The sequence below is a fragment of the Burkholderia sp. SR8 genome, assembly GCF_052851275.1.
In genome coordinates, this window is the sequence record NZ_JAULUC010000017.1 from 125,858 (window position 1) to 150,086 (window position 24,229).

The window sequence follows — 24,229 nt, forward strand, 5'->3', positions numbered from 1 at the left end:
GTCGGGTTACTCCGCAGCGCGAAAACCACGTCAGCGCCGACGCGAGCGCGCATGCGCCGCACTTCCGTCGTGAGGCCTGAGCCGGATGCCGGGCGCCGGTTGTCCCCAACCACGCTCGTGCCCGCTGACTTCGGCTCAGCCGCCGCCAATCCCCTGCAACACTTTCCCGGTCCCGCCGCACACCGTACACGGCTGCCCTTCCACCATCCCGGTGCCGCGGCACACGCCGCACACATCCTCGCCGACGCCGGGCGCATCGGGCGGTCCTTCGTCGCCCGGGTTCAACGGCGGCTCCGGCTGTTGTCCTTCCTGCGGTTTGTTCGTCTGCATCGTGCACCTCCTTTCGCGATTCCGGTGTCGCAGCGGGCACGCATCGTTCGTGCCCGCTGGGGCAGCACGCGAGCGGGGCCGCTCGCGTGCATGCATTACGCGGGAATCCACGCGACGGCAGCGAGGCCGCGCGTTCCCCGCATGAACGCGGAGAACCGCGGCATCATTGCAACGTCATCGCGCAGTCGTTACAACGACGGCGCCCACGTCGACCCGAACGGGTTCGACTGATCGATGCCGGGGAAGTCGACGAACGCCTTGCTGCAATCGAGCACATTGCCCGGCCGCGCATTGCGGGTCGCTTCGCCGTTCACGACGACGCGGTTCGCGGTCGATGCGAAGATCGGCAGATTCACGTTGTGCAGCGTGAGGTTCGCACCCGACGCGATCGTCGAGATGTCGTCGGGCGTGTCGGCCACCACGTCGGTCAGCGACATCACGAGCGGGAACGCCGGCTCGCCATATCCGCCGGTATTCGCTTCGAACCCCTGCAGTTTCACGCCGGCCGTGCCCATGATCATGACGTTGGCGAGCGAGATGTCGTGAAAGTTCGGATACAGCGGGCCGCTCGCCGGCACGGCCTTGGTGCTGTAGTACGGCGTGAACAGCAGCGCGTTCTTCGCATCGCGAATGCAGATGTTCGAATAATGGATGTTGCTCACCTCGCCGCCGCGCGCGTAGTCGGACTTGATCCGCAAGCCTTCCTCCGAGTCCCGGAACGAATTGTCGTACACCTGAACGTTGGTCACGCCGCCGTTGGTCTCGCTGCCGATCGAGATCCCGTGCCCCCAGTAAATGTGGTTGTGCGCGATCACGACGCCCCACTTGCGATCCGAGCGCACGTCGCGATTGCCGTCGATGCCGAACAAGCCCGAGCCGGCCGGCGACGGGTTGTTGCTGCCCTTCAGCGCGATGTCGTCGTCGCCGGTGCTCACGTAGTTGTAGGCGAACACGAAGTTCTTCAGGTAGCCGTCGAACGAGATCGCACCGGTCGAGCTGGTCGTGCTGCCGGTCGACAGCGTGGTCGACGTCGGCTTCGACGCGGAGCCCGGGTCGAACGCATCGGTGTTCTTCACGTTGTCGGCATTGAAGGTCTGGCCGTTGTACAGCGGATTGCCGTTGCCGGCCGGATTTGCGAACGCGGCGAGCGTCGGCGTCTGGACCTTCACGCTCCAGATCGTCAGGCCGTCGACGCCGCTCGGCACCACATGGAAGTTCGGGCTGTTGTTCAACGTAATCCGGTACAGCGTCAGGTTCTTCGCGTAGTTGAACACCATCAACCGGAAGTTCGACTGCGAGCCGAAGCCGGTCGTGCCGTTCTGCACCATGTTGCCGAGATACGCGAGATCCCACCACGTCATGTTGCGCACGGTCGACTTCGAATCGACGACGGTGCCGCCGTCGTCGCACGCGGTGCCGTCCGGCGCGACGGTGCCCGCCTTGTATGCGGCGTACGTGTTCGAGCAGGTGAGGTCGACCTTCATCAGCGGATATTTCGCGTCGGACGTCACGAGCTCCGCGTAGCCGCGTCCGTCGATCCGGCCGTCGCCGACCACCGCCGAATTCACGAGGTTCGTGCCGGTGATCAGCGCGAGGCAGTTCGACGAACTGCCGGCCTTCGACGCGCTGACCGCGGTGTTGCCGCAATACGGTCCGGCGAGGTTCGGCGCATACGCCTTCACGTCGCGCGACGCGTACAGCGTGACGCCCTTGTCGATCCACAGCGTCACGCCGGACGGCAGCGTCAGCGGTCCGCTGATGAAGCCGTTGCCGGGCCCGGACCGGTTGACGACGAGCCGCACCGCGAACTTGCTCGCGCGGTACTTCGGCTTCGCCAGCTCCTCGCCGGATGCACCCGCGATGTTCACGTTCGGCACGGCCGCTGCCTTCTGCGCGGCGGTGGCCGACGCGTCGGCGGCGGCGATGGTCGCGCCGACCTCGGCGTCCACCGCGGCGCCGCACGCGTCGAGCGCGGCCTGGATGCGTGCCTGGTCGGGGTTCGCCGTCGCGGCCGACACGGCTTTGCCGACGCCCGCGACCGACGGATCGGCCTCCGGCGGCAGCGAGCCGTCGGGACGGCTCACGAGCGTGTTGGCGGCTTCGAGCGTGCTGCACACCTGCGTATCGGCGGGCAGGGACGGCTCGGCCGGTAACGCCGGATCGACGGTAGTCGTGCCGACCTGGAACACGGCGGCGGCAGGCGGCGTGGTCGCGGCCGCGGTACCGGCGGTGTTCGAATCGTCGCCGCCGCACGCGCTCAGCGCGGCGGCGGTCGCGACGAACGCCGCGAGCAGGCCGAGCACGCGCGGGCGTGCGGTCGACCCGGAAAGTCGGGATGTCATGACGGTGTCTCCTGATGAGGCAGCGTCCGCGGACGCCGCCGGGTGGGTATCGGGTGAATCGGGCGGGCCGCGGGCCCGCGGCGCGCAAGCGTCGCGTGCCCGTCTGCCGGCAAGCGGTGGAACGGCGGCGCGCAACTCCGGCGCGGGTCGGCGCGGGACGGCGCCGCGGGTGCGGTCGCGCCGCGCCTGCGGTCTGGCCGGTGCGGGCTCGTGGCGCCGCTGGGCCGTCAATGCGTTGTGGTCAGTCATCCTATAACGAGTGAAATGGAAGCGAAAGGGGCGGCCCTGTGCCAGGAAAACGACGCAACGACGCCGCGATTCGCGTGCGGTCCCGTTGACGGAAAACGTTTCGCTTGCCAGGCATCGGACAGAGAAAGCTTTTCCCTTTGTCCGCCCGAAAACCCGCTACAGAGACGCTTATAGGGGTATGCACCAAGTGAGTTAAACGATTAACCGACGTACATTTCCGTCAACACGTCATACAACGTATGACTGCGGCTCAGCGAAGGCCCTGCATCGACGCAGGCGGAAAGCGCCGGGATCGCCGCCGAACAACGAGCAACCAGCAAGGAGACTGACGATGAAGCACCGATTCACCCGCTCCCGTACCGCACTGGCCGTCGCGCTGATGGCCGGCTTCGCGGTGTCCGCGCAGGCCCGCGTGTTCCGCTCGGCGGACGTGCACGGCGACAGCTTCCCGACCAACATGGCGGTCAAGTACATGGGCGACGAACTGTCGAAGCTCACGGGCGGCAAGGATTCGATCAAGGTGTTCGGCAACAGCGCACTCGGCTCCGAGAAGGACACGGTCGACCAGGTGCGGATCGGCGCGATCGACATGGCGCGCGTGAACGGCGCGTCGTTCAACGAGATCGTTCCGGAGTCGCTGATCCCGTCGTTCCCGTTTCTGTTCCGCGACGTCGACCACTTCCGCAAGGCGATGTACGGCCCGGCCGGCCAGAAGATCCTCGACGCATTCGCGGCGAAGGGGATGATCGCGCTGACGTTCTACGAGAGCGGCGCGCGCTCGATCTACGCGAAGCGCCCGGTGCGCACGCCGGCCGACATGAAAGGGCTGAAGGTGCGCGTGCAGCCGTCCGACCTGATGGTCGACGAGATCAAGGCGATGGGCGGCACGCCGACGCCGATGCCGTTCGCCGAGGTGTACACGGGCCTGAAGACGGGCCTCGTCGACGCGGCGGAAAACAACCTGCCGTCGTACGAGGAAACCAAGCACTTCGAGGTCGCGCCCGACTACTCGGAGACGCAGCACGCGATGACGCCGGAAGTGCTGGTGTTCTCGAAGAAGATCTGGGACACGCTGTCGCCGCAGGAGCAGGCGGCGATCAAGAAGGCCGCGGCCGATTCGGTGCCGTACTACCAGAAGCTGTGGACCGCACGCGAGGCATCGGCGCAGCAGACGGTGACGAAGGGCGGCGCGAAGATCGTGCCGGCCGCGCAGATCGACCGTGCGGCGTTCGTGAAGGCGATGCAGCCGCTGTGGACCAAGTATGAGAAGACGCCGCAGATGAAGCAGATCGTCGACGAGATCGAGGCGACCAAGTGACCCGTCGTACTTCCCTGAATGGCGCCGCGGCCGTGGGCTCGCCGGACGCGGCGGCCGCCGACGGCGCGGCGCCGTGCCGGCCGCGCGCGGCCGCGCCGCTGCTGCGCTGCGTGAACGACCTGCTGTTCCGCGCGCTGGCCGTGATCGCGTCGCTGTGTCTCGCGTCGCTCACGCTGCTGGTGTTCTACGCGGTCGTGATGCGCTACGTGTTCGAGAACGCACCCGATTTCGTCGAGCCGATCGCGCTGTTGCTTGTGATCGTGATCGCGATGTTCGGCGCGGCGATGAAGGTGCGCGACGGCGGCCACATCGGCCTCGACTCGCTGGTGCGGCGCCTGTCCGCGGGCCCGCGGATGATCGTGATCGCGATCCAGCACCTGAGCCTGATCGCGTTCGCGATCGCGATCATCGTCGGCTGCGGCACCATGGCCGCCGAGACGATGGGCGACCGCATCCCGATCATCGGGCTGCCCGAAGGCGTGCGTTACCTGATCACGATTCCCGCGGCGATCGCCATCATCCTTTTCTCGCTCGAGCATCTGCTCGCGCTTCGTCGTTCTTCGTCGGGACAATAACGCCATGGAACTCGCGATCCTGTCCGTCAGTTTTCTGATATTCCTCGTGCTCGGCGTGCCCGTGTCGTTCGGGCTCGGGCTTGCATGCGTGCTGACCTACATGGTCGAAGGGCTGCCGATCGCCACCGCGATGCAGTCGATGATCTCGGGGATGAACGCGTTCTCGTTCCTCGCGGTGCCGTTCTTCATCTTCTCCGGCGAGCTGATGCTGCATGGCGGCATCGCCGACCGGATCCTGCGCTTCGCGCAGGCGACCGTCGGCCACTTCCGCGGCGGCCTCGGGATGGCCAACGTCGTCGCGTGCACGTTGTTCGGCGGCGTGTCGGGCTCGCCGACCGCCGATACCTCAGCGATGGGCGGCGTGGTGATTCCGCTGATGAAGCGCGAAGGCTACAGCGCCGCGTATGCGGTCAACGTGACGACGCACGCGTCGCTCGCCGGCGCGCTGATGCCGACGTCGACCAACATGATCATCTACGCGTTCGCCGCGCAGGGCATCACCGGAATGCTGCACGGCCAGCAGGTGAGCGGCGTGTCGATCGGCGACCTGCTGTTCTCCGGGCTGCTGCCGGTGCTGTGGGTGATGGGTTTCGTGCTCGCCGCCGCTTACTGGCAGGCCGTACGTCACGGCTACCCGCGCCGCGAGGACGGTTCGTGCGCGCTGCCGTCGTTCCCCGGCTGGTATGCGGTGCTGCGCAGCTTCGTCGGTGCGGTGCCGGGCCTGATGGTCATCGCGATCATCCTCGTATGCGTCGCGAAGGGGATCGCGACCGCGACCGAAGCCGCCGCGATCGCCGTCGTGTATTCGCTCGTGCTGACCGCGATCGTGTACCGCACGCTGACGGTCGAGAAGCTGCGCCGTGCGCTGTCGCATGCGGCGCGTACGACGGGCGTCGTGCTGCTGCTGATCGCCGTGTCCAACATGCTGCGCTTCCAGATGTCGTACCTGGAGATTCCGGATGCGATCGAAGGGCTGCTGAAGCAGTCGACCGCCGCGCCGTGGCTGATGCTGCTGTACATCAACATCATCCAGGTGTTCCTCGGCACGTTCGTCGACATGGCCGCGCACATCCTGATCACGACGCCGCTGTTCCTGCCGATCGCGATGGCGTGCGGCGTCGGCCCGGTGCAGTTCGGGATCATGCTGCTGCTGAACTGCTCGCTCGGTCTCGTGCACCCGCCGATCGGCTCGGTGCAGTTCGTCGGCTGCGCGATCGGCAACGTGTCGATCGGCGAGACGACGAAGATGGCGTGGCCGTACTACCTCGCGATCTTCAGTGCGATCAACATCGTCACGTACATGCCGTTCTTCTCCACCTGGCTGCCGAGCCTGATCAGCGGGCACGCGGTGTTCTGACCGCATGCGTTGCCCGTCGCGGCGCCGGACGACCGAGGTTGTCCGGCGCCGCGATCACGTCAACGGTTTTCCACACGCACAGCGAATCCACATGAACAACAAGACAGCATGGCGCGCCGTCGCGGCCGCCGCATTCGCGCTGGCCGCATCGTTCGCGCAGGCCGCGACGTATGCGTACGTGTCGAACAGCGACAGCCGCGACATCTCGGTGTTCGGCGTCGACACGTCGACCGGCGCGCTCGCCGCGATCGAAACCGTGCCGGTCGACGGCGCCGTGATGCCGATGGCGTTGTCGCCCGATCATCACCGGCTGTATGCGGCGCTGCGCTCGACGCCGTATCGCGTCGTCAGCTTTGCGATCAACCCGCTCGACGGCCGGCTGCTCGAACTCGGCCGTGCGCCGCTCGCGGACAGCATGGCGTACGTGTCGACCGATGCGTCGGGCCGCTACCTGTTCTCCGCGTCGTATGGCGGCAACCTGCTCGCGGTCAATCGAATCGGCGAGAACGGTGTCGCGGGCGACGTGCAGCAGACGGTGAAGACGGGCCCGATGGCGCATGCGATCCGCCAGTCGCCGGACGGCCGCCATGCGTTCGCATCCGTGCTCGGCGCCGATGCGTGGCTGCGGCTGCGGTTCGATGCGTCGACGGGGCAGCTCGCCGATGCGGCCGAGCCGGCCTATCGGCTGCCGGAGAAATCGGGCCCGCGTCATTTCGTGTTTTCGTCGAACGGGCGGTTCGCCTACCTGATCGACGAACTCGACGGCAAGCTGCACGTGATCGCGCTGTCGCGTGGCGGCGCCGCCGCGCGGCCGATCCAGACCGTGTCGATCCTGCCGCCGGATTTCCATGGCGACAAGCCGTGGGGCGCGGACCTTCATCTGACGCCCGACGGGAAGTTCCTCTATGCGTCGGAGCGTACGTCGAGCACGCTTGCCGCGTACCGCGTCGATGCCGTCTCGGGCAAGCTCGCGCGGATCGGCACGTTCGCGACCGAGAAGCAGCCGCGCGGCTTCGCGATCGATCCGTCGGGCAAGTACCTGCTCGCGGCCGGCCAGTTGTCGCCGACGCTTTCCGTGTACCGGATCGACGGCAGCAGCGGGCGCCTCGACGCGATCGGCAAGTATCCGGTCGGCAAGGGTGCGAACTGGGTCGAGATCGTTTCGTACGACGGAACGAACTGATTCGGTGCGCGGCGCGGGCGGTACCGACCGTGTGCCGCTCGCCCGCAGATCCGCATATGAATGAAGGCTCGCACGCGCTGCCGCATCGCGCCGTGACATTCCGCCCGCGCGGCTCAAGTTGGAGCAATCGCTGTCGTTAACCGACAAGGGATAACTTCGAGAGTCGATTCACCATGCGCGATCTGAAGGTAAAAAACAGTTTGCTCGCCGTGCTGGCCGCATTTGCCGCGATGATCGTCGTCGGCGGGATCGTCGGCATCGTCGCGCTCGGCGGTGCGAACGCCAATGCGAAGCGTCTGCACGACATCGCGTCGCAGACGTCGCTCGTCAACGACGCGTACAAGGACAGCACGCGCACCCGCTCGGCGCTCGTGCGCGCGTATTCGGCGCTGAAGGAGCACAACGACCCGGCGCAGCGCGACTCGGCGCTGCAAAGCGCGCAGCGGACCTTCGACCTGTCGGCGAAGGAAACGCAGGCGTTCGGCAATGCCGCGCCGATCGGCAGCCTCGGCGCCGACCTCAAGCAGGCGCTGGTCGACTCGTCGACGCATCTGGCAAGCGTGCTCGCACGCGCGACCGACGCGCTGCGCCACGGCGACACCGCCGCGTATGCGGACATCAACGACAAGGAGATCACGCTTGCCGGCCAGGTGTATTCGGCGAACGTCGAGAAATTCCAGCGCACCGCCAACCAGCTGGCGGAAGACACGATCGACGCCGACAACGCCGCGTACGCGCGCATCATCGCGATGGTCGGGATCGGCGTCGCACTGGCGCTCGCGCTGATCGTCGCGACGCACTTCGCGCTGCGCGCGATCGTGTCGCGTCCGCTCGCGAACGCGGCCGCGCTGCTCGACCGGATCGCATCGAACGACCTGACCGTGAAGGTGCCCGACGCCGGCCGCAACGAAATCGGCCAGCTGTTCGCGGCGATGAAGCGGATGCAGGCCGGCCTCGCGACGACGGTCACCGGCATGCGCGACAGCAGCAATGCAATCCATACGGCCGCGCGCGAGATCGCCGCGGGCAACCTCGACCTGTCGAGCCGCACCGAGCAGCAGTCGGCGTCGCTGGAGGAAACGGCCGCGAGCATGGAGCAGCTGACGTCGACGGTGCGCCAGAACGCGGACAACGCGCAGCAGGCGAGCACGCTCGCGGCGAGCGCGGCGGATCTCGCGCAGCATGGCGGCGAACTGGTCGGCCGCGCGGTCGACATGATGGGCGTGATCAACACGAGTTCGCAGAAGATCGCGGAGATCACCGGGATGATCGACGGCATCGCGTTCCAGACCAACATCCTTGCGCTGAACGCGGCGGTCGAGTCGGCGCGGGCGGGCGAGCACGGGCGCGGCTTTGCGGTCGTCGCCGGCGAGGTGCGCACGCTCGCGCAACGCAGCGCGAGCGCCGCGCGCGAGATCCGGCAGCTGATCGGCGCGTCGATCGACGACGTGCGCGACGGCAATGCGCTCGTCACGCAGGCGGGACACGCGATGGGCGAGATCGTGTCGTCGGTGCGGCGCGTCGCAACGATCATGACGGAGATCACGACGGCCACCGTCGAGCAGAGCGCGGGCATCGACCAGGTCGGCCAGGCCGTCACGCAGATGGACCGGATGACGCAGCAGAACGCGGCGCTCGTCGAACAGGCGAGTGCGGCCGCGACCGCGCTCGAGCAGCAGGCCGGGTCGATGCAGGCCGCGATGTCGGTGTTTCGGGTTGCGCGGGCGGGGTGAGTCTATTTAAGACTGAGTAGATTCTACTCAAAGGGAAGCTATCGGAAATATTTACTCTTAAGCTTGTGCGATTCCGGTATATTGATGCGCCAATTTCACGCTCTCAATTTATTTGAGATAAGTGAAGTTGGCCGCTCACGCTATCGTCTTGTACCGAAAGGCATTTATAATCAGCGCTCGGCAGAAACCCCACCTGTATACCAACCAAGGGAAAGCTGCATGGGCCACACCGCACTTTATAAGACGTTGCGTCTGGGCGACGCGCAATACAACCGTCTTGTCAAACTCGATACACCGCTCGGCGTCGACTGGTTATTGCCGCTCTATGTAAAAGGAACGGCTCGACTCGGTCGCGATTACGAATTCGTGATTGATGCCGTTTCACCGCGCGGTAGCCAGATTGAACTGAGTGCGCTACTCGCCAAGCCGGTCACGCTCTGGATTCAGCAGACGGACGGCTCATACATGCCGATCCATGGTTACGTTCACCGATTCAGCCGGCTGGGCGCGGATGGGCCGTTGACTTTTTACAAGCTGGCGTTCTCGTCCTGGCTCTATTTCTTGCGCCTGCGCCGCGACATGCGTGACTGGCAGGAGCAGAACGGCGAGCAGATTCTGACCGACGTCTTCAACGAGCATCCTCAAGCGCGTGGTGCGTATCGCTACGAGCTTCACAAGCCGCTGCCGTCCTACTCGAATCGCGTGCAGTGGGAATACGACCTGAATTTCGTCTATCGCAGCATGGAGGAGGTCGGCGTATTTCCGTACTTCGAGCAAGCCGAAGATGGCCGGTCGCACACGATGGTTTTGACGGACGACGCTTATTTCGTCCCTGAACTCAAACAGCCTGTCGTCGAGTTCGGTCCTACCGAAATCAGCGGCGAACTGGACGGGTTCGCGCAGTGGAAGGAGCAGCTTCAGATCGACAGTGCGCAACTGACGTCGCGCTCGTTCGACTATAAGCGCCCCGATCTCCCTCGCCAGGTACAGGGTGTGACCGACGTGAACGGCGAGTTGCCGACCGATGGGGAAATCTACGACTACCCTGGCGCGTACATGTGGTCGGACCGCGAGCAAGGCGAGCGTCTTGCCCAGATTCGGCTCGAAGAGCGGAAATCGCGGATGAAACGTTTTCACGGAATAGGCGGCTTGCGCTGCGCGATGCCGGGGCGGCGCTTCGAGCTTCGCGGTCATCCGGTGCATGATGCAGGCAGTCAACCGGATCGCGAATTTATTCTGCTCGGGGTTGACTGGCTGATTTGCAATAACTTGCCTGGTCTGGACGAAGCAGTGCAATTTCCCGACGGGCTGGCTGCGGAAGTTGCGCAAGCAAAGGCTGGCGCGACGGTTCGCCACGCAGACGGCAGCGAAGGTTTCTTTCAGGTGGTGGTCGAGGCGCAGCCGCGCAACGTCCCGTTTCGCAGCCCGTTCGAACACAAGAAGCCGGTGATGCAGTTGCAGAATGCAATCGTCGCCGGGCCGAGCGGGGAAGAGGTGTATACCGATTCGCTGAACCGGGTGAAGGTGTGGTTCCACTGGAATCGCCGCAACGGGCAGGATGAACGCGCATCGTGCTGGGTGCGCCCGACGTTCCTTGATGCAGGCTCGAATCGTGGCGGCATTCAGCCGCTGCGCAAGGGCGACGAAGTGGTCGTCGGTTTCATGGAAGGCGACTGTGACCGGCCCGTGATCATCGCGCGAATGTATGGGGGCGCTACGCAGCCGGTGTGGCACACGAACGGTTTGCTGTCCGGTCAGCGCTCGCGCGAGTATGGCGGCACCGGCTACAACCAGCTCGTCATGGATGATTCGACGCAGCAGAATCGGGTTCACCTTTACTCGAGCAGCTATCAGTCCCACTTGCACTTGGGGTACCTGATTCAGCAGACGGACAATACGCGCGGTGCTTTCCTTGGAAGCGGCTTTGACCTCAAATCAGACGCCTATGGTGCCATTCGGGCGGGGCAGGGCTTGTTCGTATCCACCCACCCGACAGCGGCGAACCAGCCGTTGAACGTAACGGCAGCGTCCGAGCAGCTTGCCAGTGCGGAAACCGTTGTGGATTTGACGTCGCAGGCGAGTTCGGCGAACCAGGCCGAAAGTTTGCAGGAAGGGCAGGACGCACTCAAGAAGTTCACCGACGCGACGCACTATAGCGTGAGCGGCGGCGCCGGCAGCGGCGGTCGAACTGGCGGTGGTGGCACGGGTAACGCGAACGGCTTTTCGACACCGATCATGCTGATGGCGAGTCCTGCGGGGTTGGGGCTGTCGACTCAGGATTCAGCGCAACTGACGGCCAATCAGCAAGTCAATATCGTGAGCGGCAAGAGCACGCACGTGGCGGCGGGCAAATCGCTGATCGTAAGTGTGATGGAGAAGATCAGCCTGTTCGCGCAGAACGCCGGAATCAAGCTCTTTGCGTCCAAGGGCAAAGTCGAAATTCAGGCGCAGAGCGACGAGATGAAGCTGGCCGCGCTCAATGACGTGACCATCACGAGTTCGAACGGGAAAGTCGTCATTTCGGCGGAGAAGGAGATCTGGATCGGTGCGGGCGGGTCGTACATCAAGATCACACCTGATCTGATCGAGAACGGAACGAGCGGCCAGATTCTCGAAAAATGTGCGAGTTGGGACAAACCGGGCGCGTCGTCAATGCGCCTGCCTTCACCGATTGCGAGCGTGCCGAAGGGGTGTGCCTGGAAGACGGTTTCGGCGTCCGCAGATAGCGCTTCGAGCGTTGTACTGGAGTAGTGGATATGGAAGATTCAGATGCGCTCGGTGTGGATGAGGGGCCGGAGGCCATTGCGATAGACGCTACCGTCAGCAGCCTGCGCACATATTTCAGCAAGCAGCCCAAGATGCACTGCTATCTCGTCGTCGATCCGAGTCAGCGAGATTTCACGAATGACGACGAGGAAGCTGAGCGGTTCCGCGAATTGAAGCGTGCGATCGTCGAGGTGATGCACGACGCGTTTCCTGACAATCACCGGCCATATCTTGTCGAGTTGGACCTTAATACTCCCGAAGGAGCTGGAGTGCTTGGGGAGAGTGTGAGGATTGCCTTCGCGGATCGTCGCCCTATGTCAATGGCCGAAGGACTGGGACAGCGCGTCGGTGGATGGCTAGCCAGTGAGGCATCGTTAGACGAGGTCGCCGGGCATTGGGGACGCCACGTTTTGCAGTACAACGAGGAAGGGTTACCGTGTGTGCTGCGCTTCTACGATACGCGAGCCCTTAGTTTGATCTGGCCAATGCTCTCCGAAGAACAACAGCAGACGCTACTGGGGCCGGTAAGGGTATGGCATGCGCTCGACGCGTGCACTAAACCTCGCACGTACAGTGTGTCGGCAGGGGCGCGTGCCGATCTTTCGTTGACGACTGAGCAGTGGCAGCAGATTCATCGTCACGGATTGGTTAATAGAGCGCTTGCGTTGTATGCCATGAAGGTTGATCGTCAGCCGGAACCCTCCGAAATTGCTGCGGCAGTCGCTGCCGCTGAGCGTGCGGAGCGCTATGGACTGTTCGACCGGGACGATCGCGTGGCATTCGTTGAGAGTGCTCTGGGATGGCACCCGCAGTTCGACCTACACCCGAAGGTGCTGCAGCTTTTGGGCGCAAGAGCACCAGACACGTTTTATACGGCAGCAGTTGTTGCTGCACTGACAAAAGAGGACGTCGCGGAGATTCGAGACGGCGCTTGGTACGCTCGATTGAGCGCTTCGTCGTCTCGTTGATTGGTGTTGGCAAAATTGCCTGAATTCAATACGAAGAGAGCGTATGGCAGCAAATAACCAGAAATGTGCCAACTGTGAGAAGACTGGGTTGCCGATCTTGCCGGTACGGTACACAGTCTTGCCCAAAACGGTAAAGGCCAAGATGCCCGCCGGTATCGTTGGCGACCGTGTCACCAATGTCGGCCTCTCCGAGCATCAATACGGTCTGCGGACCTTGCGCGACGGTTGGCTCTATCTTTTCTACGAAGTAGGTGCACGTGGTCCCAACTACTGGGAAGTGTACAAGGTGACTGAAGACGGTCGGTTATGGAAGCAGTCGCGACCGCTGCCGTCGGTACCCACGACACATCCGGCATGTGCCAAGACGAGCATCGCCGTTCCGATGGACGTCATTGCAATCGAGCAACCCGAACTGTGTACGGGAAAGGTCTATATCGCTTTCTCGCAACTTGCGTGGCATCCGCGAACGTTCGATAAATACGAGGTTTACGTAGACTTGCGTGAACAACGGATGCAATGGATCGAGCCATCAAAATGGATCGCTACCGGAAAGGATGCGACCGGCCACGCGGTCGTTGCAACGGAGTCGTCAGTTAACGATGTACTCGAGTATATGCCGGGCCTGGACGCGAAGCAGTTGGGCCTGATCGACGACAAGCAACGCTTTACTGCAGACGATGGTAGCTATCGAGAAGATTTGCTGGCCCGTGAAGTGTCGCGTTATCCGTTGAACATTCGACAGGCGTCGCCGGCATCGGCGAGCCAGTCGCTCGTGAAAATGATGGGTCAAGTCGGTAAAAAGGATGCGGGCGGAGGTGGGGCTGCTCCGTCGACCTATCCCCCAATGTTGTTTGCTTTGTGGGACGCGGTCGGCAACGTCCACGAACTGAACGGCTTCCGCAACGACCCGGTGTCCTGGCTCGACCGATACGGGTCGCAGCAAGAACTCGGCATGAAAGTGATGGCCCTGAACGACATCGACACGGCCAAACGTATCGTCGATTCGCGCACGAAACAGGACCTGGCAACTCAGGAGGCCATGGCGAAGGAGGCGCATGCCATGACGCCGCTCGGTTCGGCGACAGCCCGCGCGGGTTTGGCGGCGCAACGCACCAGAGCACTGGCGGGCGCGGATGCTGCGCGTGCCCAGGAGATCAATGCGTATTATGACGATCTCGACTGGATGGCTGCCAATAACATACCGGGGAGCTATCAGACGCGTCTTATTCAGATGGGACGATTTAGTCGCGCGGGCAGCGCGAGTTCAAGTGCGCCGTACCTTGGCAAGTACCGCGATGAGATCATGAGCGAAGCGCGTGAGTATGCGAAAGCGCAACCCGGTTTCCATGATCGCAATCTAGACAGAATGCAAAAGTCTGAATGGTCTCGGTACGAAGCCCGGCTTCAGCGCAAGCCGATCGAGGTTTTCCGCAAGTCATACAAGAAATTGCAGGACGCGGTGTTCAAGTTGCAAGAAACACGCAGCGACGATGTCGGAAAATGGTTGCGGGCGAAACTTTTTTCAGACACGCTTGAGGATTATTACTGCGACGACCTGAGCGACAGCTTCGAATTTGAAGTTGTGGTCGCGATGGCAATCGACGGATTGGGGTCAACGCCGAAAGGGCTCATGATTATCGATGGTCTGTTGGGGCGATGGAAGCCAACAGACAACGACAGCATAGTTTGGCGGGCAGTCGCCATGAATCATCCAGCAGGCCGCGAAGAGCTTGAGAAATTGCTCGCCAGTGCGCTGGAGCACAAGGATAAGCCGCTAGAGGACGATGGTGTCAAATACGTCGTAACGGCGGTGAAGTACATTGGGAAGCTGACCGACTACTATAAAAAATATTCAAAGTTGGCGCTCGAAACAAATCCAGCGAAGATCTCGTACTTAGGGGCAATGTACAAAGAGCAAGGGCGTGACGTTTTACTCATGGCTATTGGTGATCGGGTTTTCGAAAGGCTCCGAATCAATAAGTTGGGAGACTTCGTCGGGGAGAAGATCGTTCAGACGCTGTTTCTCCAGCGAGCGGGTTTACCTGTCGAGGATGCGTTGACACTTGTCCGCAAGCAGGCCTTATATGACAAAGTGAGTCGAAGCGAAATTTTGCAGCGCTTTCGCACGGCACGAACAGTGTTGGCAGGGTCGACAAAGGCCGGGCCTAACCCGACCACCGAGTTGTATGAGGTATGGGAAAAGTTGAAGGCGGACAAGGACGCGACTGCGATGAAGGAGCTTCGTCTCGGTCGTATCGCGGTGATTGCTGCGCTATGCGAATTGGTTAACTTCTGGCATCTGTTATCGGAAGCCAAGGACGAAGATACCAACGTCAAGTTGATCAAGTCTGGCGCATCACTCAGTGCGTCGATCATCACAATCACGATGACTCCATATTACGGGACGCTGAAGAAGGCTGTTCGCACGATGAGTTGGAAGATGGTCGGAGGTTGCCTTTCGGCAACCGGCGCATTCGCTGCATCTTGGCTTGATTATAAGGCGACCATCAAGGTATTGAAGAGTGGTCAGTACGAAGTGGCGTTTCTTCTTGGTCTGAAGACATTGGTTGGGGCGGCCGCAGGTACAGCGTTCGTGATCGACGCAATTAGCACTGCGGCGCCGTTGTTCAAAAAGCTGGCAGCGCGCTCGGGGAATCGCGTCGTCATCATGGCGATCGAGACTGTGGCGACGCGAGTGGCGGTAGTTGCATCGCTCAGAGTGGTCAGTATGTTGATTACATGGGAGGCGACAATCGCGGTGCTCGCGTTACAAGTTCTCGCCGATTTCGTGACCCCGGATGAGTTAGAGTCTTGGTGCACTCGTTCTGCATTTGGAACCGGTCAAGAAAGCATTCTGCGTGTGAAGGATCACCGCGTTGGAAAGTATTTAGATATGGGTCAGCAGGAAAAGGCCTTCGACAAAGCGATGGCGGAGATGGCATGAGCCCTGAGCGAGAATATGCGGTACAGGTGCTGCGAGGCACCATCACTAAACTGAAATGCCGGCGTCGCCAACAGGACTTCGTCTTGAGCGAAGCGCAACATGCCTACATACAAGCGACGGCCGCAGGTGCTGCTTTGGCCGGCATGGGGGCATCTGCAATTGGACTCATTCAGTCTTCAGCGAACTCCGAAGAAGAGGCGGACTGGGTGGAGTTTGAACTCGACGGCAAGCAGATCGAGGGATGGCTGTGGAAGATGCCGATGAAAGATGGTGATGAGGTCGAGATCGTTGCTGAATTGCGGCCACGCGATCGATACTTCGCCTACTCCGTCCGAAGGGTCAGTGATGACGTGATCGCAGTTTATCCGCACGCGGCGAGAGGGAGGTCGGCACTTTATCGATGGCTTATGAAGATCATGTTATGTCTATTTGTCCCTATTTTCGGATTGTTGTGCATTCTGTTATTCCGCGACGCCGATGGCATTGAGCGAACGACGCTCGTTATATTTCTCGGTGTAACCGGTGCCGCCGCATTAATGATATTCTGGATACTATTTCATCGCGCTTATCTTAAGATGAAGCACTTTGCCATGCTGGCCGAACTAATTTTCTCATGCTACCGCTGGAGTGATGTGCGTAGGATTAATCTAGTGCGTTCGTCGAAACAGATGAAATCGGAGAATCGAGACCTCGAATATGGCATTCACTATTTTCGTTATCGGCCTTGAGGAATGGATGACAGAGATGGCATGAGTTCTGAGCGAGAATATGCGGTTCAGGCGCTGCGAGGCACGATCAGTAACCTTAAGTGCTGGCGTCGCCAGCACGACTTCGTCTTAAGTGAAGCGCAGCATGTCTACGTACAAGCGACGGCTGCTGGCGCAGCGTTGGCGGGCATGGGTGCCTCTGCAATTGGGTTAATTCAATCTTCTGCGAATTCGGAGGAAGAGGCGGACTGGGTGGAATTTGAACTCGACGGCAAGCAGATCGAGGGATGGCTCTGGAAGATGCCGATGACAGATGGTGACGAGGTTGAAATTGTTGTGGAACCGAGGCCGCGTGACCGGTACTTTGCGTATTCGATTCGGAGAGTCGGGGACGATACGGTTGCGGTGTACCCGCATGCGACGAGGGGCAGGACTGCCCTTTATCGATGGCTGATGAAGATCATGCTGTGGTTTTTTGTGCCGATCTACGCCCTAATGTGCTTCATGCTGTCACGTGATGCAGGTGGTATCGACAGGACGACTCTCGTGATAGTGCTCGGCGGGGCAGGTGCCTTTTCTCTATTGATATTCTGGATCTTATTTTATCGCGCTTATCTGAAGATGAAGCGCTTTGCCAAATTGGCCGAAGTCATTTTCTCATGCTACGGCTGGAGCGACGTACGTAGGATTAATCTGGTGCGTTCGTCGAAGCAGATGAGGCCGGAGAATCCGGATCTCGAATATGGTATTCACTATTTTCGCTATCGTTCGTAAGGTATTCTACGATGATGAATCTCATCCGCGTCGGTGATGATACAGACCATGGCGGCAAGGTGATCACGGGTTCGTCGACGATGCGTTTCGACGGTCGTTTCGTTGCTCGCAAGGGGGATGAGGTAACTTGCCCCCAACACCCGGACGTCAAACCGAATTTGATCGAAGAGGGCGATGAATCGATGACAGATAACGGTGTTCCGATTGCCCGGCACGGTCACCGGGCGACCTGCGGTTGTCACCTGATTTCGAGCCTTACCTGATCGGCATGGGCTACAGACTGACTTGATCTTCGCGGTTTGGTGGCAGGAGGTCAGGCGAGCATGATTGTGCCGGGCCGCGGCGTGCAACGTCGAATTTCCGCGCCGGAGTTGGCCGACATCACGACAAGTTGGACAAAGCTTGTCGTCGGCGCGTGCACGGCGAAGAAGTGATCCATTACGCTGATGAACGCGTTCAAACTGACGGCGGCAAACGCTTGTTCGTCGACCGTCAACGTCACTTCCAAGCCCCGAACGAAACTCGGCATTGGTTTTCCTGGAAGCCAGAGCTGTTTGGCTCGATGGCTCAGATCGGTCAGACCGTCGAGGAGTTTCGCGTGTCCGGCGGATTGAGCGGTGAATTGGCGGAACAGGCGTTTCAGCTCAACAAGCCCGGTGCGGGTCAATTCGATCGAGTGCGGGGCAAACTGCGTGATGAGCCGCCAAGCTGCGTCGCCTTCACTTGACAATCGCGCGACTTCTGTCGGCGCGTCCAGCATCACGATGCGAGAAACCATCGGTCCCTGCTCGTTTGCCAGATCACCATCCTCGGCGCCGACCTGCATCGTGCGAGGGAAATTGCCATTCGAGCAGATGACGTCTGCAGTTATCTGTTCGATTACGGTGGCGGTTGTCGGTCGGCCGTCGAGGTCCACCAGGCTGAGCGCAGTTTCCTTCTTTCCCGATGGCGAGGCCGCGTTATGGTGCATGAGGACCCAATAGGGGCCCGCTGGTTTGCCGGACCCGCCATGCATGAGCGACGTGAACGGATGAATGATGTCCGTTCTGGAGCTGCCTGTCGTGGCACGGACCGAGTCGACAGACCAAACTTCGACACCCGCAACGCCCGTATTCTGGGATTGCACGGGGTACGTGTTCGTGATCGGACTCCGCTTGAGTGGCAGCGACGTAAGCCGGAACAGGTTGACGATCGGTGTGCAAAAAAGCCTCAGATTGTCCGCCGACAGATTTTTTAGTCGCTGCGCCGTCCACGAATCTGGATGAATGTCGCAAATAGCGAGATGCAAGGTAAGTTGCTGGCTGGAGCCCGCCATACGCGCGAGCGCGCCGAGATCGACGTCAACGAAATCGAATTTCTTCGGAAACGCAAAATATTCGTTCAGTAGCCGTAGGGCTGGCGGCCCGTCGTCTTCGTCGAGCAGCTTCTCGGCCTCATCGTAGCCGGCCGCTGCGAGCGCCGGCGTGATCAGCGTTGACCAGCGACGTTCGGCGTTTTCGACGAAGGCGGCTGCCGTGTGCATTGTCATCGTATCCATTGCCGCGCCGACGACTTCGCGAGGGCCGTTGACATGGATGCGCAACGGACGGGAAACGGCGTCGATGCGAAAGTCAGGGCGGGCAACCTCAAAGGTGATGGAAAGCAGCCCGGTTGTGCCGGCGGGCAGGACGACGTCGGAGGGTACCGCCGTCGCCGGCGCATAGCGCGCGGCCGAAATCCGCACGGGCGCTAGCGTTACGTCATATACGGTTCGGAAAAGGCAGCCTTCCGTTTTGCTTGCCAGTTCTGTGCCGCGAGCAATGAGCGATGGCTCAGTGAGCGTCTCGAACATATCTGAGATATCGAACTGGGCGATCACGCACGCAGGAATCGTTCGAAGATACTCGGGATACAGCATGCCGATGAGGGCTTCGGCGAATTCCGGATAGTGGTCGTCGAGCCGACTTCCTATGTCCGCAGCGAGGAGAGCGAACGACTGCAGCATCCGTTCGACGTGGGGATCTTCGGAGCGGTCGCCGGAAATCCCGAGACGAACGGCAATTTTGGGATAGCGTGTTGCAAAGATTGCAACTGACCGGCGCAGTAGTGAAAGTTCTCGTTCGTAGTGCGGAAGCAGATGATCCATCGCGTGAAATAATGAACCGGCCGGACCGTAAAATTCCAAGCCCTCGTCTGGCGCAGTTGCGCTGAATGGTGTCGAGCACGCTAACGTTTGACGTTGCCATGATAACCGCTTAACCGAAAGCGGACCGGCCAACCTTTCATGGGATCCCATCTCGACGAGGTTTATCTGCGTACGATGTGCCGGGTGCTCGGCGTGCATCGCGGTGGCTACTACGCCTGGCAACGCGAGCGACCCGTTCGCGTGCGCGGGAGGATGATCGGCTGCCAGGTCTGACCAAGCATCACTGGCTGGCCAGCAGCGGCGCATACGGTTATCGCAGGGTCACTGTCGATCTGCGCGAATCAAGCGAAGCGTGCAGCCGCCACGGCGTGCATCGGCTGATGAATCGCGAAGCCGACTCGATCGGCTTGAACGCAAAGTGGCGGGGCACGGCTGCACACGATCCGCGCGGTGAATGGCCGTCGTACGCATGAAGCAACCTGCACCGACCTGTGCGATGATGCGCGGCGCCGCTTTTTTCCGGCGCACCGCACACCCCGCGCCTGCCTGCGGGCCGCTGCCGATCGTCGTCATACCCGGAGACCCGATGCCCACTCGAATCGTTCAAGGCAATACGCTGCATTACCAGGATCATGGCACCGGCATTCCGGTGCTGCTCGGGCACAGCTACCTGTGGGATTCGGCGATGTGGGCGCCGCAGATCGACGCACTGTCGAGCCGCTACCGCGTGATCGTGCCGGACCTGTGGGGCCATGGCGCGTCGGGCCCGCTGCCCGACGGCACGCACACGCTCGACGATCTCGCCGCGCACGCGAGCGCGTTGCTGGATGCGCTCGAGATCGAGCAGTGCGCGGTGGTCGGCCTCAGTGTCGGCGGGATGTGGGGCGCGCGGCTCGCATTGCGCGAACCGCGGCGCGTGCGTTCGCTGGTGCTGATGGACGCGTCGCTCGAGGCCGAACCCGACGCGACGCGGCTGCGCTACTTCGGGATGCTCGATGCGATCGCCGCCGCCGGCGCCATCGTGCCGCCGCTGCTCGATGCGATCGTGCCGCTGTTCTTCCGGCCTGACGTCAATCTGGCCGACCCGGTGCCGAGCGCGTTTCGCGCCGCGCTCGCGAGCCTGCCTGCCGACCGCCTGCGTGAATCGATCGTTCCGCTCGGCCGGCTGATCTTCGGGCGGCCGGATACGCTTGCCGCGCTGGCGGAACTCGACGCCGAGCGCACGCTGCTGATGTGCGGCGCCGGCGACATGGCGCGCCCGCCGTCGGAAACCGTGAAGATGGCGAGCGTGATCGGCTGCCGGCACGCACTGGTGCCGGACGCCGGGCATATTTCGAACCTGGAGAATCCCGCGTTCGTCACGCGCACGCTGCTCGACTGGTTCGACGAGCAGCAACTCGCGGCGGGCTGACGATCACACGATCGGTGCCGACGGCGGAGTGCCGCGCGGCATCGCGTGACGGCGCAACGGCATGCGTTACGCGCGTTCGCCGATCGGCGTGAGCTCGCGCTCGCGCACGCGGCCTTTGTCGGCGCCGCGGCGAATCAGGTCTTGCGCTTCCGCACGGCTCGCGACGCAGGGCGCGGAGCCCGGCAGCGGCCGGCGCGCGCTTTCGCGCAGCGCGAGCACCGACACGATGCCGATGAACGACGCGCCCATCAGGTAGTAGGCCGGCATCATCAGGTCGCCGGTGCGATCGACGAGCCACGCGGCGACGAGCGGCGTCGTGCCGCCGAACAGCGACACCGACACGTTGAAGCCGATCGCGAGCGCGCCATAGCGGATGCGCGTCGGGAACAGCGCGGGCAGCGCGGACGGCATCACGCCGGTGAACGTCGACAGCAGCGTGCCGTAGATCAGCATCCCGCCGAACACCGGCAGCATTCCGCCGGTGCGGATCAGCAGCAGCGCAGGCACCGACAGCACGAGCAGGCCGACGCAGCCGAACATCATCACCGGCTTGCGGCCGAGCTTGTCCGACAGGTGGCCCGCGTAGAGCGTCATCGGCATCATCAGCACCATCACGAGCAGCACCATGAAGAGGCCGTGCGTTTCGTTGAAGTGCAGCGTCGCCGACAGGTAGTTCGGCAGGTACGACAGCGCCATGTAGTCGGTCACGTTGAAGATCAGCACGAGGCCGACGCATTGCAGCAGCGGCTTCCACTGTTCGACGAGCAGCATGCCGAACGACTGCTTCGGCCGCGCCCGTTCGTCCGCTTCGCGCGCCTCGGCTTCCTTCTTGAACGCAGGCGTTTCTTCGAGCTTGAGCCGCACGTACAGACCGACGAGGCCGAGCGGACCGGCGATGAAGAACGGTACGCGCCAGCCCCATGACAGCAGCGCTTCCTGGGACAGCGTGGCTGTCAGGATCGCGACGGTGGCCGCGCCGAGCGTGTAACCGATCAGCGTGCCGAACTCGAGGAAGCTGCCCATGAAGCCGCGGCGCTTGTCGGTCGAGAATTCGGCGATGAAGGTCGCGGCGCCGCCGTATTCGCCGCCGGTCGAGAAGCCCTGCACGAGGCGGGCGACGAGCAGCAGGACCGGCGCCATGATGCCGATCGACGCGTAGCTCGGAATCAGGCCGATCGCGAACGTGCCGACGGCCATCATGATCATCGTCGCGGCGAGCACGCGCTGGCGGCCGATGCGGTCGCCGAGCGGTCCGAACACCATGCCGCCGAGCGGGCGCACGAGGAACGCGGCCGCGAACGTGCCGAAAGTGGCGAGCAGCTGCGCGGACGGGTTGCTCGACGGGAAGAACACCTTGCCGAGCGTGACGGCGATATAGCTGTACACGCCGAAGTCGAACCATTCCATCGCGTTGCCGAACGCCATTGCGCCGACCGCGCGTTTCAGCACGGCGGGATCGACGATCGTGACGTCGTCCAGCTTGAGGGCCTTGCGCGAAGACCGGGCTTTCGCGGGGTGCGCTTGCGATGAACTCAATGAACGCTCCTGGAAGGGCCTTCGCGGCTGGCCGAACACGTGCGCGGCCGGGGGGCGCGTGACTGTCGGGGCGAAGGCCGGTTGTCTCTGGATCGCCGTGATGTCGGTGGCGCGACGCGCGGCACGCGACACCCGGCAAATGGGTGTTGGTGTGAAGCAGTGTAGAGAAACGGGGAGAGCGGACTATCGGTCATGCGCCCGGAAACCGGTCGTAAACGACACGGATGACGCAGGCGAACAACTGGCCGCGCAACGTGTCAGGTGCGTGGCAGGCGGAACGGCGGTACGGGTTGCGCCGATGGCGGTCTATACCGGTTGCGTGTACCGGTACCGCGGCGCGCGTGAAGGCGATACGTCGTGGCTCGTGCGAGCGACAGGGTCGCGCGCCGCGTTGCATGCGAATCCGCACGCGAGGAAAACGGCGCCGAATCCGCATGCATCCGCTGCAGTCCGGATCCGGCGAAAGATAGTTAGTGGTGCGAATGCATGGCGGCGGCGATCCGGCGCAGCAACCACCGCCGATGCATCAGAACATGTGGCGGATTCCGACGTTCGCGCCGACGGTCGTGCCGGTGACCGCGTACAGCGCGTTGTTGATGCCGAGTCCGGTATTCATCGCGCCGTGGTTGTCGACCATCGCGACCTGCGCATACAGCGCGGTTGCCTTCGACAGGCTGTACGTCGCACCGAGCGCCGCAAGCAGCGAGTGATTGGCCGTGTCGTTGCGATCGCTGGTGAACCAGACGCCGCCGTTCAGGTCGACGGCCGGCGTCGCCTGGTAGTCGAGGCCGCCGCCGTACACGTTGTTGCTGAACGATCCGCCGACCTTGTAGCTCGCGAACGACGCCTTCGCGGTGAGGGCGCCGAACCGGTACGCGGCGCCGATCGTGCGTCCGACGAACGCGACGGTGCTCGGCGTCGGCGTCGGGTTGGTGCCGTCGTTGCCGTCGTAGAACGCGGCGTCGATCATGAAGCCGTCGTGCTCGTACTTCACGCTCGCCGAATACTGGCGGCCGGCCTGGAAGTCGCCGGCCTTGCCGCCGAATGCGAACATCGCGCTGCCGGTGAGCCCGGCGATCGTCGGGCTCGTGTACGACACGGCGTTCGGGTTGAACAGGCCGGTGACGAGCACGTTGTCGACATAGTTGATCAGCCCGCTGCCGAAGTGCGCGAAGCTGCGCGGATCCGAATCGAAGATCGCGAGCAGGAACGGCGAGTACTGCAGGCCGGCCTTCACCGTGCCGAAACTGCCGTCGAGCCCGACCCACGCCTGGCGGCCGAAGAAGTTGCCGTTCGAATGGTTGAATGCGCCGTTGGTCACGGCAAAGCCGCTTTCGAGCTGGAATTTCGCCTTCAGGCCGCCGCCGAGGTCCTCGGTGCCGGTCATCCCGAACGTCGTCGGCGTCATGCCGGTGTCGGTCATCGCGAACTGATGACCGGCGTTCGCGCCGGTAGCCGCGTCGAGTGTCTTGCTCGTGTACAGCAAGGCGGCGTCGAGGTTGCCGTACAGCGTCACGCTGCTTTGCGCGAAGCTGCTGGTGCTGGCCAGTGCGCCTGCGAGCGCGGCACAACCGATCACGATTCTGCTTTTCATTGGGGTGTCTCCAGTGTTGTGGTGTCGTACGTCGATGCATCGAACAGGGATGCGACGGAGGTCCGCAGCGCGGTGTCCGTCGCACAGGCCGCGCACGCAGGGTGGGGCGCGGCAGGACGCACGTGTGCGGCCGGGTAGCGGCCGCGGACGACGCGTTCATGGCGGGGATGAGCGCCGGAACGCGCGTGCGTCGAGATGTCGGGAGAGGCCGGCCGTTTCGTCAGAGAGAGCGGCCGAGCTGCTCGAGAATCGCCGGATTCTCGAGCGTGGACGTGTCCTGCGTGATCGCCTCGCCCTTCGCGAGCGAGCGCAGCAGG

General features: G+C 62.5%; 17 protein-coding genes and 1 pseudogene. 13 read left to right on the forward strand and 5 right to left on the reverse strand.

The window, feature by feature from the left end; genetic code table 11:
• Positions 1–135: 135 nt before the first annotated feature.
• Both Q3A80_RS21540 and Q3A80_RS21545 read right to left on the reverse strand, forming a co-directional pair.
• On the reverse strand, positions 136–330 hold the full coding sequence (locus tag Q3A80_RS21540) for a hypothetical protein (protein ID WP_446330905.1): 195 nt from the start codon (positions 328–330) through the stop codon (positions 136–138).
• 188 nt (positions 331–518) lie between these two features.
• Positions 519–2,672, reverse strand: coding sequence for a glycoside hydrolase family 28 protein (locus tag Q3A80_RS21545; RefSeq protein WP_446330906.1), 2,154 nt, complete (start codon positions 2,670–2,672; stop codon positions 519–521).
• Positions 2,673–3,252: 580 nt separating this feature from the next.
• Between Q3A80_RS21545 and Q3A80_RS21550 the strand changes: the two genes are divergently transcribed.
• From Q3A80_RS21550 to Q3A80_RS21600, 11 genes are all read left to right on the forward strand, one after another.
• Positions 3,253–4,239, forward strand: coding sequence for a TRAP transporter substrate-binding protein (locus Q3A80_RS21550; RefSeq protein WP_446330907.1), 987 nt, complete (start codon positions 3,253–3,255; stop codon positions 4,237–4,239).
• Positions 4,236–4,814 carry a TRAP transporter small permease gene (locus Q3A80_RS21555; RefSeq protein WP_446330908.1) on the forward strand — a complete coding sequence of 193 codons (579 nt, stop codon included), beginning with the start codon at positions 4,236–4,238 and terminating at the stop codon, positions 4,812–4,814. Before Q3A80_RS21550 ends, Q3A80_RS21555 begins: the two co-directional genes overlap by 4 nt.
• A gap of 4 nt (positions 4,815–4,818) precedes the next feature.
• Entirely contained in the window at positions 4,819–6,171 is a 1,353-nt protein-coding gene (locus tag Q3A80_RS21560; RefSeq protein WP_446330909.1) for a TRAP transporter large permease, read from the forward strand.
• A gap of 91 nt (positions 6,172–6,262) precedes the next feature.
• Entirely contained in the window at positions 6,263–7,354 is a 1,092-nt protein-coding gene (locus Q3A80_RS21565; RefSeq protein ID WP_446330910.1) for a lactonase family protein, read from the forward strand.
• 173 nt (positions 7,355–7,527) lie between these two features.
• Positions 7,528–9,087, forward strand: a complete 1,560-nt coding sequence (locus Q3A80_RS21570; protein ID WP_446330911.1) for a methyl-accepting chemotaxis protein — start codon at positions 7,528–7,530, stop codon at positions 9,085–9,087.
• A gap of 219 nt (positions 9,088–9,306) precedes the next feature.
• Positions 9,307–11,838, forward strand: coding sequence for a type VI secretion system Vgr family protein (locus Q3A80_RS21575; protein ID WP_446330912.1), 2,532 nt, complete (start codon positions 9,307–9,309; stop codon positions 11,836–11,838).
• Between the two features lie 5 nt (positions 11,839–11,843).
• Entirely contained in the window at positions 11,844–12,821 is a 978-nt protein-coding gene (locus Q3A80_RS21580) for a DUF4123 domain-containing protein (RefSeq protein WP_446330913.1), read from the forward strand.
• Between the two features lie 43 nt (positions 12,822–12,864).
• Positions 12,865–15,765 carry a T6SS effector BTH_I2691 family protein gene (locus Q3A80_RS21585; protein ID WP_446330914.1) on the forward strand — a complete coding sequence of 967 codons (2,901 nt, stop codon included), beginning with the start codon at positions 12,865–12,867 and terminating at the stop codon, positions 15,763–15,765.
• Positions 15,762–16,493 (forward strand): putative type VI secretion system effector, encoded by a 732-nt coding sequence (locus tag Q3A80_RS21590; protein ID WP_446330915.1) that lies wholly within the window; start codon positions 15,762–15,764, stop codon positions 16,491–16,493. The genes Q3A80_RS21585 and Q3A80_RS21590 overlap by 4 nt, the downstream gene beginning before the upstream one ends.
• Before the next feature lie 3 nt (positions 16,494–16,496).
• Positions 16,497–17,246, forward strand: coding sequence for a putative type VI secretion system effector (locus Q3A80_RS21595; protein WP_446330916.1), 750 nt, complete (start codon positions 16,497–16,499; stop codon positions 17,244–17,246).
• A gap of 11 nt (positions 17,247–17,257) precedes the next feature.
• Positions 17,258–17,509: a PAAR domain-containing protein gene (locus Q3A80_RS21600; RefSeq protein ID WP_038789787.1), complete on the forward strand. Its 252-nt coding sequence runs from the start codon at positions 17,258–17,260 to the stop codon at positions 17,507–17,509.
• A gap of 50 nt (positions 17,510–17,559) precedes the next feature.
• Here Q3A80_RS21600 and tssF read toward each other — a convergent pair whose 3' ends face one another.
• Positions 17,560–19,410 carry a type VI secretion system baseplate subunit TssF gene (gene tssF / locus Q3A80_RS21605; protein ID WP_446330917.1) on the reverse strand — a complete coding sequence of 617 codons (1,851 nt, stop codon included), beginning with the start codon at positions 19,408–19,410 and terminating at the stop codon, positions 17,560–17,562.
• A gap of 96 nt (positions 19,411–19,506) precedes the next feature.
• Between tssF and Q3A80_RS21610 the strand changes: the two are divergent.
• Together Q3A80_RS21610 and Q3A80_RS21615 are read left to right on the forward strand one after the other, a co-directional pair.
• A pseudogene (locus Q3A80_RS21610) lies at positions 19,507–19,763 on the forward strand (IS3 family transposase); the annotation flags it as partial.
• Between the two features lie 194 nt (positions 19,764–19,957).
• On the forward strand, positions 19,958–20,782 hold the full coding sequence (locus Q3A80_RS21615; protein ID WP_446330918.1) for an alpha/beta fold hydrolase: 825 nt from the start codon (positions 19,958–19,960) through the stop codon (positions 20,780–20,782).
• Between the two features lie 66 nt (positions 20,783–20,848).
• Here the strand turns inward: Q3A80_RS21615 and proP are convergent, their stop codons facing one another.
• Positions 20,849–22,318 (reverse strand): glycine betaine/L-proline transporter ProP, encoded by a 1,470-nt coding sequence (proP, locus tag Q3A80_RS21620; protein ID WP_446330919.1) that lies wholly within the window; start codon positions 22,316–22,318, stop codon positions 20,849–20,851.
• A 526-nt stretch (positions 22,319–22,844) separates the two neighbouring features.
• Entirely contained in the window at positions 22,845–23,912 is a 1,068-nt protein-coding gene (locus Q3A80_RS21625) for a porin (RefSeq protein WP_446330920.1), read from the reverse strand.
• Between the last annotated feature and the right edge of the window lie 317 nt (positions 23,913–24,229).

What these genes read in the sequence shown, in the direction of transcription:
- Q3A80_RS21590 (WP_446330915.1), top strand. Translation starts at nt 15,762, where the DNA reads ATGAGCCCTGAGCGAGAATATGCGGTACAGGTGCTGCGAGGCACCATC.
- Q3A80_RS21545 (WP_446330906.1), bottom strand. Translation starts at nt 2,672, where the DNA reads ATGACATCCCGACTTTCCGGGTCGACCGCACGCCCGCGCGTGCTCGGC.
- Q3A80_RS21580 (WP_446330913.1), top strand. Translation starts at nt 11,844, where the DNA reads ATGGAAGATTCAGATGCGCTCGGTGTGGATGAGGGGCCGGAGGCCATT.
- Q3A80_RS21570 (WP_446330911.1), top strand. Translation starts at nt 7,528, where the DNA reads ATGCGCGATCTGAAGGTAAAAAACAGTTTGCTCGCCGTGCTGGCCGCA.
- Q3A80_RS21600 (WP_038789787.1), top strand. Translation starts at nt 17,258, where the DNA reads ATGATGAATCTCATCCGCGTCGGTGATGATACAGACCATGGCGGCAAG.
- Q3A80_RS21615 (WP_446330918.1), top strand. Translation starts at nt 19,958, where the DNA reads ATGCCCACTCGAATCGTTCAAGGCAATACGCTGCATTACCAGGATCAT.
- Q3A80_RS21565 (WP_446330910.1), top strand. Translation starts at nt 6,263, where the DNA reads ATGAACAACAAGACAGCATGGCGCGCCGTCGCGGCCGCCGCATTCGCG.
- Q3A80_RS21595 (WP_446330916.1), top strand. Translation starts at nt 16,497, where the DNA reads ATGGATGACAGAGATGGCATGAGTTCTGAGCGAGAATATGCGGTTCAG.
- Q3A80_RS21560 (WP_446330909.1), top strand. Translation starts at nt 4,819, where the DNA reads ATGGAACTCGCGATCCTGTCCGTCAGTTTTCTGATATTCCTCGTGCTC.
- Q3A80_RS21585 (WP_446330914.1), top strand. Translation starts at nt 12,865, where the DNA reads ATGGCAGCAAATAACCAGAAATGTGCCAACTGTGAGAAGACTGGGTTG.
- Q3A80_RS21625 (WP_446330920.1), bottom strand. Translation starts at nt 23,912, where the DNA reads ATGAAAAGCAGAATCGTGATCGGTTGTGCCGCGCTCGCAGGCGCACTG.
- Q3A80_RS21575 (WP_446330912.1), top strand. Translation starts at nt 9,307, where the DNA reads ATGGGCCACACCGCACTTTATAAGACGTTGCGTCTGGGCGACGCGCAA.
- Q3A80_RS21550 (WP_446330907.1), top strand. Translation starts at nt 3,253, where the DNA reads ATGAAGCACCGATTCACCCGCTCCCGTACCGCACTGGCCGTCGCGCTG.
- Q3A80_RS21540 (WP_446330905.1), bottom strand. Translation starts at nt 330, where the DNA reads ATGCAGACGAACAAACCGCAGGAAGGACAACAGCCGGAGCCGCCGTTG.